Consider the following 13,352-nt stretch of genomic DNA (forward strand, 5'->3'; position numbering starts at 1 on the left):
GTCGGGCGGGGTTATGGCCCCCGCCCTCAAGCACTCAGTAGCCAAGGTCTTTCTTGGACTCGTAGACGCCCTTGGGGTCATCCGCCTGAGTGAACAGCTTCGATTCCGTCTGGATCCATTTCGGCGGGAGCGTGCCGTCCGCCTTGAATTTCTCCAGCACGTCAAAGGCCGGGCCCGCCATGTTCGGGGTCAGCTCGACCGTGGCATTGGCCTCACCTGCCTGCATCGCCAGGAAGATGTCCGGCACGGCGTCGATCGAGACAACCTTGATGTCGGTGCCGGGCTTCAGACCCGCTTCCTTGATGGCCTGGATCGCGCCGACAGCCATGTCGTCGTTATGGGCATAGACGGCGCAGATGTCCTTGCCGCCATTCTCGGCCTTGATGAAGCTTTCCATCACTTCCTTGCCCTTGGTCCGGGTGAAGTCCCCGGTCTGGCTGCGGGCGATGGTGATGTTCGACTTGCCAGCAATGGCTTCCTCGAAGCCCTTCTTGCGGTTGATCGCGGGCGACGAGCCGGTGGTGCCTTGCAGCTCGACCACCTTGCAGGCCTTGTCGCCCACATCCTTGACCAGCCATTCGCCGGCGACCTTGCCTTCAAAGACCTGATCCGAGGTGACGGCGGTCAGATACAGGTCATCGGGCGCGTCGATCTGGCGATCCAGCAGGATCACCGGGATCTCGGCTTCCTTGGCCTCGCCCAGAACCTCATCCCAGCCGGTGGCGACGACCGGAGCGATCAGGATCGCATCGACGCCCTGTGCGATGAAGCCGCGGACGGCCTTGATCTGGTTTTCCTGCTTTTGCTGGGCATCGGCGAATTTCAGGTCGATCCCACGTTCCTTGGCCTGCTGCTGGGTCACGGTGGTTTCCGCAGCGCGCCAGCCCGATTCCGAGCCGATCTGCGAAAAACCGACGGTCAGATCAGCCGCAAAGGCGGCGCCGGACAGCATCAGACAGGCGACCGAACTGGCCGCCAGAAGCTTGCGTTTCATGATTTTTACTCTCCCTGCAAAGGTCCTCCAACCTTCAAGAATCAGGGATAAAGTATGATTTATTACCCGTCAACAAAACCGTTTGGACAGTTTTATGCGGGCTTCTGGCCGCAAAAGTCAGATGAAATGGGCAAACCCGTCGCGCTGGAAAGGCCATGTCGGGCGCGGCCGGTGATTGTTGGACAGCGCCAGCACGTCCTGCGACACCGCGCCATCGGTCAGGGCCATGACCTGAGCCAGCGGCAGCTCACGCAGGTCGGGCGACAGGTAGCCGGATTTCACCACCACCAGATCGGCACGCATCGGGTCCAGTCCCAATGCGGCAAAGTCGGCCAGATCGTGAAAGGGTCTGCGTCTTTCGGTCAGAACACAGGCAATGCCGCCACAAGTGACAACGGCCCCGCCTTCGGTCAGGCGGATCGCATCGGGGATCAGTTCGAGCTGTGGGCCGCCCCCGCCCAACTCGCCGCCGACGTGGATCTGCGCATCACCGCGGCGCAGGGCTGCCACCGCCCCCGGCGCGGCAATGCCCACGATCATCGCCCGGCGTGAGGCATCCGCCCCCCAGCCGCGCGCAATCAACGCCGCCAGCACGTCCGCACGATCCCCCACCGCGCCCGCCGTCGGGTTGTCGCCGCTATCGGCCAGGATCGTTGGCCCGGTCAGACCATCCAGAAGCGACTCCAGCGGCGCGGAATGCATGTCGGGCAGAAGCTGTTCGCGCACATCCCAATAGGCGCGGGCGATCGCGTCCGCCGCCGCCTGACCGGCCGCGCGATCGGTGCAGGTGACCACCGCAGTCGCCGTGGCGCGGGGGCTGTCGGCCCAGACATAGCCGATCATCAGGTTCGTGTCGCAGACACCCGGCTTGGCGTCATAGTCCGGCAGCGCCGCGTAAAGCGCCAGACAGGGCTCGACAAAGGTGGATGACATCTCGCCCGAGACCAGCAGCGGCACGGCCCGCCGCACCACGCAGGGGCGCGGACCACCGCGCAGCGCGTCCAGCAGCATTCGCGCCGCACGTGTCCGCGTCTGCGGCTGGTCGACATGAGGCGCGGTGCGAAAGGCGGCAAAGGCATCGACGGTATTCACAATCGTTTCGGTGATCTGGCCATGCAGGTCCCAGGCCGAGGAAATCACCGCCCGCGCGCCCACAACCTCGCGCACGCGCTGAACGAAATGCCCTTCGGGATCGTCGATGCCCGGCACGAAATAGGCGCCGTGCATGATCAGCAGCACCCCGTCCAAGGGTAGCGCTGCCCGTAGCCTGTCGCAGAACTCATCGCATTGCGCGGCGAACAGATCGGGAGAAACCGGCCCGCCGGGGATCGATCGGTCATGAAAGATCGGCACCGCTTCGACCCCGTGCCAATCCGGGCCGACCCCGGCCATATCCAGCAGCGCCTGTCCCTCGGTGCGGGTGAAATCAGCCGCAACCTGCATCAACGGCGAATAGGTCGAGCATTCGGTATGAATGCCTCCGATGGCGACGCGCATGGGCTTCCTTACAGTTGTGGCATGAGACGGGAGAGGGCGCAGAAGCGCCGCCAATCCTTGGCTTCGTAACGGGTCCAGGCGGATTCCGCGACCGCCGACAGGCGCGGAAACACCATCGCGTTCCAGCGCTGGCGGGTGGACAGCATTTCGGACCAGACCCCGGCCTGTATGCCGATCAGGCGGCCAGCGGCATCCGTGGGCAACCCCTCGGTCGGCTCGAAATGATAGGTCTTTTCGGGCGGAACTGCGCCGCCCCAGCTTAGCCCGATTGCGTCCCAATCCGCCGATTGCGTCATGTCGAGGTAATAGGCCTGCCCCGGCGTCGCGATCACGTCGTAGCCCGACCGCATCAGCTCGGCGGTTTTCTCGACCGAGCGCCATGCGAACAGCAGCGTGCCCTGCGCGCTGACCCCGCCGCCATCGGCGCATTCGTCCCAACCGGCCAGCGACCGCCCGCGATCAGCCAACATCTGCTGCATCCGGCGCATGAACAGCGCCTGCAGGCGGTGGGTCACGCCCTCGCCCGCGATGCCTTCGGCCTTGGCCAGTGTCATCGCGGCGGGGCTTTGCTGCCACGATTGGTCATTCACCTCATCCCCGCCCAAATGGATCAGATGCGAGGGGAAAATCGCGCAGACCTCGTCCAGCACCTTGCCCAGAATGTCATAGACGGCGGGCACCGCCGGGTTCACCGCATTGTTCGGATAGCCTTGGATCGAGCGATAGCTGTCCGGAACCTCATCCGGGTCGGTCAGCCCGGGAATGGCAGCAAGAAGTGAGATCAGATGCCCCGGCATGTCGATTTCGGGTAGGACCTCGATGCCAAGACTTGCCGCATGCGCGACCAGCGCGCGGGCCTCATTGCCGGTATAGTGACCGGCTTGGCCTACGGACGGATCGGCATATTGCGGCAGAAGCGGCAGACCCACACCCCGGCACGCACCGATCCGGGTCAGGTCCGGCAGCGAGGGGATCTCCAGCCGCCAGCCCTCGTCATCGGTCAGGTGCCAATGCAGGTGGTTCAGCCGGTGCCACGCCAGGATATCGACGGCGCGGCGGACCTCCTCGATGGTGCGGAAATTGCGCGCCACGTCCATATGCATCCCGCGCCATTGAAAGCGCGGGTGATCCTCGATCCGGCCGCGCAGGGGCTCTCGAAAGCGCGGATCGCTTAGCGCCGCGTGGCTGATCTGGGCCAGCGCAACCAGTCCGTGCCGCCGCCCATCCGGATCGGCATGGGACAGGGTGATGGCATCGGGGGTGAAATCCAGTCGGTAGCCCCCAGTAGGAAGCTCCGCAGGCTGGAACCGGACCGGGCGACCGTCGCGCGACAAAATCCCGCGCGCGAAGGGGAAAAGCCGCTGATGCAGCGCCGCGACATCAGTCAGTTCAGCCGAGGGAAGCAGCCCGACCGGCTCGTCCCATTCCGCAATGTCGACGTGCTGCGGCCAAGGCAGCAGGCCCAAGGGCAGGTCCAGCCGCCCTTCGGGCAGCGGTGCAAGCGGCCCTCGCGGCGTGCCGGGAGGTGGCTCAAGATCGCCCAGAAGCAGCGGGATTTCGCCGTCCTCAGCCTCGATCCATGCCGACATGACCCCTTGGCTGCGGTTTTTGGGCGGGTGGGTCAGGGACAGAATGCGGATCAGCCATGCCTCGCCCGGAGCAATCAGTAAGCCCTCGGGCGCGATCAGGCGGTGGTAATTGCCAAAGCGGCGATCCAAAGCCGCGCCCTCGATCTGGGCTGGCCCCGCGATGCGGGTCATCGACGACATGCACAGGGCCGCAGGTGCGACCGGTTTATCGCCACGATTGTGGATGGTCAGGCGGAACATCCCGCCCTTGCTGTCAGGCGCACCCTCGGGCGACCAGCTTTGCTGAAGCCACAGGGTCATCGCGGCAGGTCCTGCAAATGCAGATCACGGTCCAGCGCGATCAGGTCACGCATGGGCGTCCCCGGTGCCACGGCCAGCGCGGGCAAGTCCATGGCCTGCCGAGGCAGGTCAGTTGCCATGGCAATGGCGCGTTCCAGCGGCATTCCGGTCATCGCGATCAGTCTGCGCAGCGATTCCAGCATGTCGATATGCGCCCCGGCCAGTGAGCCTTGCGCATTCACCAAAGCACCGTTCTCGACATGGATTTCCATCCCGTAAAGCGAGAAGCGATCCGGCCCCCCAACCGTCGGCATGGCATCCGAGACTAGGAAGCAGCGATCCGGGCGCGGCCGGGCGGCCAGCGCCACGGAAAGCATCTCGGCCGAGACATGGACGCCATCCGCGATCAGCCCGCACCAGCCTTCCGACAGGATCGCGGCGGCAATCACCCCCGGCTCGCGCGAGGTCATCTGCGGCATGGCGTTGAAAAGATGGGTGAACATCGTCACGCCATCCGCCATTGCCGCGCGTGTCTGGGCAGCCGTGGCCATCGTATGGCCCGCCGAAAGCACCACCCCCAAACCCGCCGCCTCGCGCAGCAGCGCGGGATCGGCCAGTTCCGGGGCAAGGGTCAGCAGGACCGGCACATCCGCCCTGCGCAAGCGGCGCAGGACCGCCATCGTGCGCTCGTCCAGCGGACGGATGAAGCGCGGGTCATGGGTGCCCCGACGCGGGGGCGAGATATGCGGCCCCTCGATATGGATGCCCGCGACGCCCGGCTGCCCCATCGCGGCGATGACAGCCTCGGCGGCGGCTTCCATGACTTCGGGGGCGTCGGTGATGACCGTGGGCAGGATCTGCGCCGTGCCCAGCCGATGATGCGCGGCGGCGATCGCGGCAATGCCCTCGGGCGTGGGATCGGCGTTGAACAGCACGCCACCACCGCCATTCACCTGCAAATCCGTGCAGCCGGGCATCAGCAGCGACACGGTCAGGTCGGGCGTGTCGGGGCCCAAAGGGCGCAGCGCAACGATCCGGCCTGCATCGGCTTCGACCGCCAGCCCCTCGGCCAGACGGCCCTCGGTCCACAGCCGTTCGGCGGCGATCAGCATGTTTCCTCCGGGTAATAGGCAGCGAGGGTCTGTTCGACATGGGCCTGAAGGATGGCGCGGGCCGGTGGCAGGTCAAGCCGGGCCGCGCGCTCCAGTGTGGCGGGCGGCAGGTATTGCTGCAGCAGCGGCGCGGGCAAAGGCCCGTCCAACGCGGCACATAGCCCCTGCACCTCGGCCTCGGCGCGGGGCCAATAATAGCGGATACGGTCGGCATAGCCGAAATGCCGCATCAGCCGCAGGCTGTCGCCCTCGCCGTGATAATGGCCTTGCCAGTATTTCGGCTGCTCCAGCATCAGCGCCTCCATCCGCTCGCTGATATGCGGGCTGCCGTCGATCCAAGCGCGGACATGGGACAGCGCGTATAAAGCCTCGCGCCACGCGAAGGTCAGCGCCGGGCCGACCTTGAGGATGCCGAAATTGCGCATTGTCAGATCGGCATAGACCTCGGGCGATTGGTAATCGGTCGAATGCGCCTCGAAGCACAGAAGGTCATTCGCGCCCAGCACCGGGCTGAGGGCATCGGCTTGCGACAGGTCGAAGCGGTGGATGGATGCGGGGGCGAATTCCAGCCCCGGCTGGACGACCAGCCCGCGCACGCGCGCCCATGCGGCAGACGCACCGGCGGCGGCAAAGGCCTCTTCATGCGCGGCAAGGGTTGCGCGCGCATTGCCCGGAGGGGTGGGCTGGATGCCTTCGTCGTCGTGGCGCGCACCGCCGGGCGGCGGAACCTCGGTCCCGACGATATAGGTCAGTGCCTCGGGGTCCGGGGCGGCAGCTTCGGCGACAGTGGCAAGCCGCGCCGCGCGGGCAGCGGCGAGGGCGTCACCGACCTGCGCGGGTTCGCCCTGACAGCCTTCGGAGCAATCCAGATGGATCTTGGTGAAACCCGCGCGGACATAGGCCGCAATCATCACCTCGGCGTGGGACATTGCCGCATCGGACGAAAGGTTGCGCCATGCCTGCGGGCCAAGGTGGTCGCCGCCAAGGATCACGGGCACATCGCCCAGACCATGCGCGGCGGCAATGTCGAGGACAAAGGTGATGAAGTCGGCGGGCGTCATGCCGGTATAGCCGCCGAACTGGTTGACCTGGTTCGAGGTCGCCTCGATCAGCGCGGGCATGTTGTGCTCACGTGCCAGCCGCAGCCCCGCCGCGATCACATCCGGATGGGCCGAGCAGACCGAGGGGATGGCCGGGCCGATCCCCTTGCGCATGGCCCGGATGATCGGTGTCAGAAGGTCGCTCATGCCTTGCCCGCCTTTGCCATCAGGGCTGCGCCGCGCGCGCCCGAACTGTCGCCATGCACTGCCACGCGAATATCGGGCAGGCTGACCTGCCCCAGCCGCAGCCGCTTCAACGCCCCGGTCAGGCGCTCGGGCAGGCCGGGGATATTGGACAGTCCCCCGCCTACGACAATCACCTGCGGGTCCAGCATCAATTGCGCGGAGTAAAGCATCTCTCCGGTCAGGTCGGCCCAGATCTCCATCACCCGCGCGGCTTCCGGGTCGGTCGCCGCCCGGCCCGCCACATGGACCGGGTCGGGATCCGAAAGCCCCGCCCATTCCGCGATCCGCCGCAGCCCCGTTCCCGAGGTATAATTTTCATTGCAGGCATCCCGCCCACAGCCGCAGGGCCAGATCGGCAAGCCGTGTCGGGTCAGCGCGCGGGCGGGCATGCCCAGATGGCCGATTTCCACGGCAAGGCCCGCATGGCGCGGCGGCAGATCGCCCCGGATCACGAAGCCCGCGCCGACCCCGGTGCCAAGGATCAGGCCCAGAACCGTGGCCGCCCCCTCGCCCGCGCCGCCATGCGCCTCGGAATAGGCGAAGGCCATACAGTCATTGATCAGCGGCAGGTCGCGCCCCAGAGCCTCGCCCAGCTCGCGGCTTAGATTGCGCCCCGAGACCGGGATATTCGAGGCCGTGGCTATACCTGTCCTCGGGTCGATCAACCCGGCAATCGAGATCGCGACCGGCAGCGCGGGATCGCCCGACTGCTCTTCAAGCCAACGGATCTGGCCGACCAGCGCGGCAAGGAAGCTGTCGAAATCGTCGCGTGGGGTCGGCACGCGGCGCATGCCTTGCGTGTTCGCGGACGCGTCGAACAGCCGGGCCTCGATCTTGGTCCCGCCGAGGTCGATTGCGCCGCTGATCAAGGCTGCCACCCGTAAAGCTTCACGCCCGAGACCACGCGGGTCAGGTTCCGACCCGCGAAGGGATCGTCCACGGGCAGGCCAAGCGCCTGAGACCAGCGATGTGCAAGGATCTGCGCAGGCAGGACGTAAAGCACCGGATCGGCGGACGTGCCTGTGGGGGTCAGGTCGATGTCGCAGCCCGGCCCGATGGTCACCACGTCAGCGTCGGGGAATTGCCGCCGCACCTCATCCGCCAGATCGCGGTCATAGCGCGCGACCTGCGGGTCGGATGAGACCATGACGAAAACCGCCGTGCCGCGATCCACCGCCGCCTTCGGCCCGTGCCGAAAGCCCAGCGTACTGTCCCATTGCGTGATGGTTTGCCCGGCTGTCAGTTCCAGAACCTTCAGCGCCGATTCCCGTGCAATCCCGGTCAGAGCGCCCGAGCCAAGGAAAATCGCACGTTCGGGGCGTGGGTGTTCGATGCTCCATAGCTGCGGCAGCAACGGCTGGGCGGCATCGGCAAGGCGGGGCAGCACATCGGTCGCGTCGAAGCTGGGATCAAGGCAGGCCAGCGCGCTCAGATACATCGTGGTGAAGCTGGAAGTCATGGCAAAGCCGCGATCATGCGTGGCAGGGGGCAGGATCAGGGCGCGGGTTTCTCCCGGCCCCGGCCCCTGGCGCGTGCCCATCGCGCTTGCCGCGTTACAGGTGATCTGCAAGCGGTCGATGTCCGGGCGATGCGCGTCCAGCAGGTCCATCAGCCCGACGGATTCCGAACTATCGCCGCTGCGCCCGAACTGGATCGACAGGACCGGACCCTTTACGCCAAAGGCCAACCCCGGCACCGAGACCAGATCCGTCGTCGGCCATGGCCGCAGATTGCCGCCCAACTGGCGGGCCAGAACCTCGCCGATATAGGCCGAGGTTCCAGCACCCGACAGCCAGATTTCAGACGGCGCGCGCGCCGCGATCCAGTCGCGGATGATTGCGGCCTGTTCGGCCAGCGGCCCGGCCCAGTCGCGCCAGATCGCGGGCTGCGCGTTGATTTCCTCGGCGGTGAAAGTGGTCATGCCTTGTCCTTCGGTTCGATTCCGGCGGCTTTCGCGACGATCAGCCGGACCGTCGCCGCATCCAGCGCGGCGCGGATCTCGGGGGTGGGATCGCGGTCGGTGATCAGAATCGCCACGCGCGACAGCCCGCAGATGCGATGCAGGCGCGAGGCGCGGAATTTGGTGTGGTCGGCCAGCACGATCACGCGGGAAGACGCATCGACCATGGCGCGGGTGACATGGGCCTCATCCTCGGAATAGGTGGACAGCCCCCCTTCCGGATCGATGCTGTCCGCACCCATGACGAAGGTGTCGAAATTCATGCCCGCAAGGCTCGATTCGGCTAGTCGTCCGGTCAGCGAGCCGGTCGAGGGACGGATAACGCCCCCAGTCAGCATTACCCGATGGCGGCCGTTCCGCATCGCGTGCTGCGCCACCATCAGCCCCGAAGTCATGATGGTCATGGCCGGATGATCGTCACTTTGGCCCAGCGATTCCGCCACCAGCTCGACGGTCGAGCCATTGTCGATCAGCACCGCCCGGTCATCCGCCAGCAGCTCCATCGTGGCAGCGGCGATGCGGCGCTTGGCCTCGGGATTGGCCAGCCGGCGGTCGGCGGCCTGCGGATGAACCGCCGCGCCTGTGCTTTGTGCCGCCAGCGCCAAGGCCAATTCGATGCGGAATTCGGCCAAGCCCGCAAAGCCCAGACTGCGGCAGAAGCGAATCAGCGTCGGCTCGGACGTCCCCAGCCGGGCGCAGATCTCGCGCGAGGTCATGCGGATGAATTCCGACGGATCTTCGGCCACGAAGGCCGCGATCGCACGCAGCTTGGCGGGCAAGGAATCGCGGGCCGAAAGCACCGCCGCCCATAGGGCTGCGCCGTGAAGCGGCTTGTCGTCAGGCGCCTGCTGCATCCCGCGTCCCATTGGCTAACTGTGTTTTGCACAATGTTTTCCAGCACGAAATGTTTGTCAAACTAAAATCCAGACAGAGATGTGTTAGCTGTGCTGAAAAATATGTTTACAGAAGTTTTGTTTTGTTGTTGCCTTCGTTTCATCACCTGACCCGGAGGTCCGATGCCTGCCCGCCCTACTCGCCCGCTTCTTGAAGTCTGTGTGGACGACCCTGCGGGGCTTGCCGCGGCCATCGCAGGGGGCGCGGATCGGATCGAACTTTGCGCGGCGCTGGCCGTCAGCGGACTGACCCCCGCGCCCGGTCTGATCGCGCAGGCAGCGGAATCGCCCATCCCGGTCTGCGCGATGATCCGGCCCCGGCCCGGCGGCTTCATCTATTCGCCCGAGGAACTCGACGCGGCTTTCCATGACATCAAGGCGGTCAAGGCGGCGGGGCTTGCGGGCATCGTGACCGGCGCGACCCTGCCGGACGGGCGGCTGGATTTGGACACGCTGGCCCGCCTGCGCGACGCGGCGGACGGGCTTGAACTGGTCATCCACCGCGCCTTTGACCTTGGCCCCGACCTTGAGAAATCGCTGGAACAGGCCATTGAACTGGGCGTCAGCCGCATCCTGACCGCAGGTGGCACCCGCGCCGCCCCCGAAGGCATCGAGACGCTGGCCCGCCTTGCGGCACAAGCCGGGGACCGCATCACCATTCTGGCAGGCGGAGGCGTGCTGCCCGAGAACGCGGCGCGCTTGCTGGCGGCGGGGGTGCATGAGTTGCACGCCTCTTGCACCAGCATGGTCGAGGACCCCTATCCCGCCACCCGCATCAATATCGCCGCCAGCCGCCCCCAGACGCTGGCCGAAAACGTCCGCGCCCTGCGCGACGCGATGGAACTGGCGACGGAGCAGACGCAATGAAAAACGGGATGAAGACCGGCATCATCGGCCTTGGCAACCGCATTGCCGCGATCCTGCCTTTCCTGCGCGAAAGCTGCCCGGATCTGGACCTTGTCGCCGTCGCCGATCCCGGCCCCGCGCATGAGGAGCGACTGCGTGATGCCGCCCCCGCCCAAACCTATGCAGACCCCGCCGAGATGCTGGGAAACCACCGTTTCGACCTGCTGTTGATCGGCTCGCCGAACCACCTGCATCTGGACCACCTGCGGCAGGCTTTGGCCAGTGACACGCCCCATATCTTTGCCGAAAAGCCGGTGGTGATCTCGCTGGAGGAGACGCTGGAACTCGCGCGTCTGCTGGCCGCGCATGACGGCGTGAACCGCGTCGCTGTCGGCATGGTGCTACGCTATTCGGCGCTATATCGCGCGCTGCGTGCCGCCGCGCCGCAGATCGGCGAGGTCATGTCGATCGAGGCATCCGAGCATATCGCCCCCTATCACGGCAGCTTCTTCATGCGCGACTGGCGGCGCGATTCCGCGCTGTCGGGCGGCTTCATGCTGGAAAAATGCTGCCACGATCTGGACCTGTACCAAGGCGCGGTCGGGGCGCGGGCAGCTCGGGTCGCGAGCTTTGGCGGGCGCAAGAAATACCTGCCCGCGCATCGCCCCATCGACGCGCCGGATTACCTGAACGTCATGTCGCCGCGCTGGGGTGGCACCCGCGACGCCTATTCCGGTCAGGGCGATCTGATCGATTACCAGACCGCGCTGATCGAATATCAGAACGGCGCGAGCATGGCCTTTCATACCAATATGAACACGCCCGACGAGTTCCGCCGCTTTGCCGTGATCGGCACCGACGCGATGGCCGAGGGCGATTTCATCCGCAATTACTTCAAGCTGACCCGCGCCCATGACAGCGCCGTGCTGATTGACGACCCGAACATCGGCAAGGCCGGCGACATGACCCATCACTATGGCGCGGATGAGGCGATGTGCCGCGATCTTGCCGCCCATTGGCGCGGAGAGCTGACCGCCCTGCCGCTGACCGTCACCGACGCGCTGGAGGCAGGCGTGACCGCCTTGGCGCTGGACCAAGCCCGGCGCGAGGGGCGCGTGGTCGATCTGGCCCCCTTCTGGGCACAGTTCGACGCGGCCCTTTCGGCCAAGGCGGTCGCATGAAACGGACGGACTCCTTTCCCTATCTGCTGCTGATCCCGGCGCTTCTACTGGTCGGTGTCATCGCCGCTTGGCCCTTGGTCGAGACCTTCCGGCTGTCCTTCACCGACGCCTCGATGAAGCAGACGCAAAGCTATGTCGGCTTCGAAAATTACCTGAAGTTCTTCCAGCGCGACTTCTGGCCGATCCTAGGCCGGACGTTGGTCTGGACCACGCTGTCGGTCAGCCTGAAGCTGGCCATGGGTCTGCTGGGCGCGGTGCTGCTGAATGCCGCCGTGCCGGGACGTGCGCTGTTTCGCATCCTGATCATGCCGCCATGGGTGGTACCGGTCGCTGTCGGCTGCTTCATGTGGGCGTGGATGTATAACGGCCAGTTCGGGATGATTTCCGGCCTTGGCCAGCGTTTCGGGGTGTTTTCCGGGCCGTTCGAGTTCCTTGCCTACAAGCAGGCGGCGTTTATCGCGACGGTCGTCACCGACGTCTGGATCGGCACGCCGCTGGTCTCGCTTTACCTGCTGGCGGCGATGCAGACGATCCCCAAGGACCTATATGAGGCCGCATGGACCGATGGCGCCGGGCGCTTCTACCGCTTCCGCCGGGTGACGCTGCCGCTTCTGATGCCCTCGATCACCACCATGGCGCTGCTGTCCACGATCTGGACCTTCAACAGCTTCGAAATCATCTGGATCCTGACCGAGGGCGGCCCGCGCGGCTCGACCACGACCATGATCATCGACACCTACAAGACCGCGATTTCCCGCTTCCGCTATGGCGAGGGCGCGGCCCGCGCGGTGATGATCCTGATCTGTCTGATGGTGCTGTCGGCGATCTATCTGGCGCTACTGAACCGCCTGACCCGGAAAGGGCGCGCAAAATGATCAACCGCTATCGCTGGTGGGAACTCGTCCTGATCTATGCCGGCATGGCGCTGTTCCTGACCTTCATGCTGGCCCCCTTTGTCGAAGCCTTCATGGTCTCGCTGCGGCCCTTGGCCGAGGTCTTCCGCATCCCCTATCGCTTCTTCGCCGAGGGGATGAGTTTCGCCAATTACCGCCAGATCTGGATCTCGCAGCCGATGCTGGGGCGCTGGATCATCAACAGCTTCGGCATCGCGGTGGCGGTCACGATCCTATCGATGTGCTGTTCGATCCCCGCCGCCTATGCCTTCGCCCGCTTCAAGTTCAAGCTGCGCGACGGGCTATTGTCGCTGTTTCTGGCGGTGTCGATGGTCGGCGCGGCGGTGCTGATCATCCCGCTTTACAAGCTGATGCTGGCGCTGGGGCTGCTCAATACCTACGCCGCGATGATCATTCCGGGCGCGGCCTTCACCGTGCCGACCGGCATCTTCCTGATGCGCAGCTATTTCATGCGCATCCCCGCCGAGCTTGAGGAAGCAGCCTATGTCGATGGCGCATCCCGCCTTTACACCATGCGCCGGGTGATCCTGCCGATTGCAGCACCCGGTATGGTCGTCGTCGCCATCACCACCTTCATCACGGCCTATGCCCAGCAGTTCCTGTTCGCGTTGACCTTCAACTCGAAGAACCACCTGAACCCGCTGCCGGTCGGCCTTTACCAGTTTTTCGGCCATCAGGAAGTTCGCTGGAACGAACTGATGGCCGCCAGCATCGTCGGCGTGCTGCCGGTGCTGGTGCTCTACGTCTTCCTGCAACGATACATCGTCGCCGGGCTGACCGCCGGCGCGGTGAAGGAATGAC

The 13,352-nt window shown here is 65.6% G+C and carries 12 protein-coding genes; 4 read left to right on the forward strand and 8 right to left on the reverse strand.

The genetic code is table 11. The annotated features are described in order from the left end of the window. Nucleotides 1-34: 34 nt before the first annotated feature. The 8 genes from ytfQ to IB235_RS10745 all read right to left on the reverse strand — a co-directional run bounded on the left by ytfQ (nt 35) and on the right by IB235_RS10745 (nt 9,571). On the reverse strand, nt 35-994 hold the full coding sequence (ytfQ, locus tag IB235_RS10710; protein ID WP_155040437.1) for a galactofuranose ABC transporter, galactofuranose-binding protein YtfQ: 960 nt from the start codon (nt 992-994) through the stop codon (nt 35-37). A 117-nt stretch (nt 995-1,111) separates the two neighbouring features. Further along, entirely contained in the window at nt 1,112-2,491 is a 1,380-nt protein-coding gene (locus IB235_RS10715; RefSeq protein ID WP_192336712.1) for a M81 family metallopeptidase, read from the reverse strand. Between the two features lie 8 nt (nt 2,492-2,499). Then, entirely contained in the window at nt 2,500-4,380 is a 1,881-nt protein-coding gene (locus IB235_RS10720) for a beta-N-acetylhexosaminidase (protein WP_192336713.1), read from the reverse strand. Continuing rightward, nucleotides 4,377-5,471 (reverse strand): N-acetylglucosamine-6-phosphate deacetylase, encoded by a 1,095-nt coding sequence (locus IB235_RS10725; protein WP_192336714.1) that lies wholly within the window; start codon nt 5,469-5,471, stop codon nt 4,377-4,379. Before IB235_RS10725 ends, IB235_RS10720 begins: the two co-directional genes overlap by 4 nt. Beyond that, nucleotides 5,465-6,718: a class II D-tagatose-bisphosphate aldolase non-catalytic subunit gene (locus IB235_RS10730; protein WP_192336715.1), complete on the reverse strand. Its 1,254-nt coding sequence runs from the start codon at nt 6,716-6,718 to the stop codon at nt 5,465-5,467. The genes IB235_RS10725 and IB235_RS10730 overlap by 7 nt, the downstream gene beginning before the upstream one ends. Further along, complete coding sequence (locus IB235_RS10735) at nt 6,715-7,635, reverse strand: ROK family protein (protein WP_192336716.1); 921 nt, start codon at nt 7,633-7,635, stop codon at nt 6,715-6,717. The genes IB235_RS10730 and IB235_RS10735 overlap by 4 nt, the downstream gene beginning before the upstream one ends. After that, complete coding sequence (locus tag IB235_RS10740) at nt 7,623-8,678, reverse strand: phosphosugar isomerase (protein ID WP_192336717.1); 1,056 nt, start codon at nt 8,676-8,678, stop codon at nt 7,623-7,625. Before IB235_RS10740 ends, IB235_RS10735 begins: the two co-directional genes overlap by 13 nt. Next, nucleotides 8,675-9,571 (reverse strand): DeoR/GlpR family DNA-binding transcription regulator, encoded by an 897-nt coding sequence (locus IB235_RS10745; protein ID WP_192336718.1) that lies wholly within the window; start codon nt 9,569-9,571, stop codon nt 8,675-8,677. Before IB235_RS10745 ends, IB235_RS10740 begins: the two co-directional genes overlap by 4 nt. 162 nt (nt 9,572-9,733) lie before the next feature. Between IB235_RS10745 and IB235_RS10750 the strand changes: the two genes are divergently transcribed. Genes IB235_RS10750 through IB235_RS10765 form a run of 4 tightly spaced genes read left to right on the forward strand, consistent with a single transcriptional unit; the run spans nt 9,734 to nt 13,351 of the window. Then, nucleotides 9,734-10,477 carry a copper homeostasis protein CutC gene (locus IB235_RS10750; protein ID WP_192336719.1) on the forward strand — a complete coding sequence of 248 codons (744 nt, stop codon included), beginning with the start codon at nt 9,734-9,736 and terminating at the stop codon, nt 10,475-10,477. Continuing rightward, a complete protein-coding gene (locus tag IB235_RS10755; RefSeq protein ID WP_225612206.1) occupies nt 10,474-11,637 on the forward strand; it encodes a Gfo/Idh/MocA family protein in 1,164 nt (387 codons plus the stop codon). Before IB235_RS10750 ends, IB235_RS10755 begins: the two co-directional genes overlap by 4 nt. Continuing rightward, on the forward strand, nt 11,634-12,512 hold the full coding sequence (locus IB235_RS10760; protein ID WP_192336720.1) for a carbohydrate ABC transporter permease: 879 nt from the start codon (nt 11,634-11,636) through the stop codon (nt 12,510-12,512). The genes IB235_RS10755 and IB235_RS10760 overlap by 4 nt, the downstream gene beginning before the upstream one ends. Beyond that, a complete protein-coding gene (locus IB235_RS10765; protein ID WP_192336721.1) occupies nt 12,509-13,351 on the forward strand; it encodes a carbohydrate ABC transporter permease in 843 nt (280 codons plus the stop codon). The genes IB235_RS10760 and IB235_RS10765 overlap by 4 nt, the downstream gene beginning before the upstream one ends. The last annotated feature ends 1 nt before the right edge of the window (nt 13,352 follow it).

Source organism: Paracoccus sp. PAR01 (assembly GCF_014851995.1).
GTDB lineage: Bacteria > Pseudomonadota > Alphaproteobacteria > Rhodobacterales > Rhodobacteraceae > Paracoccus > Paracoccus litorisediminis.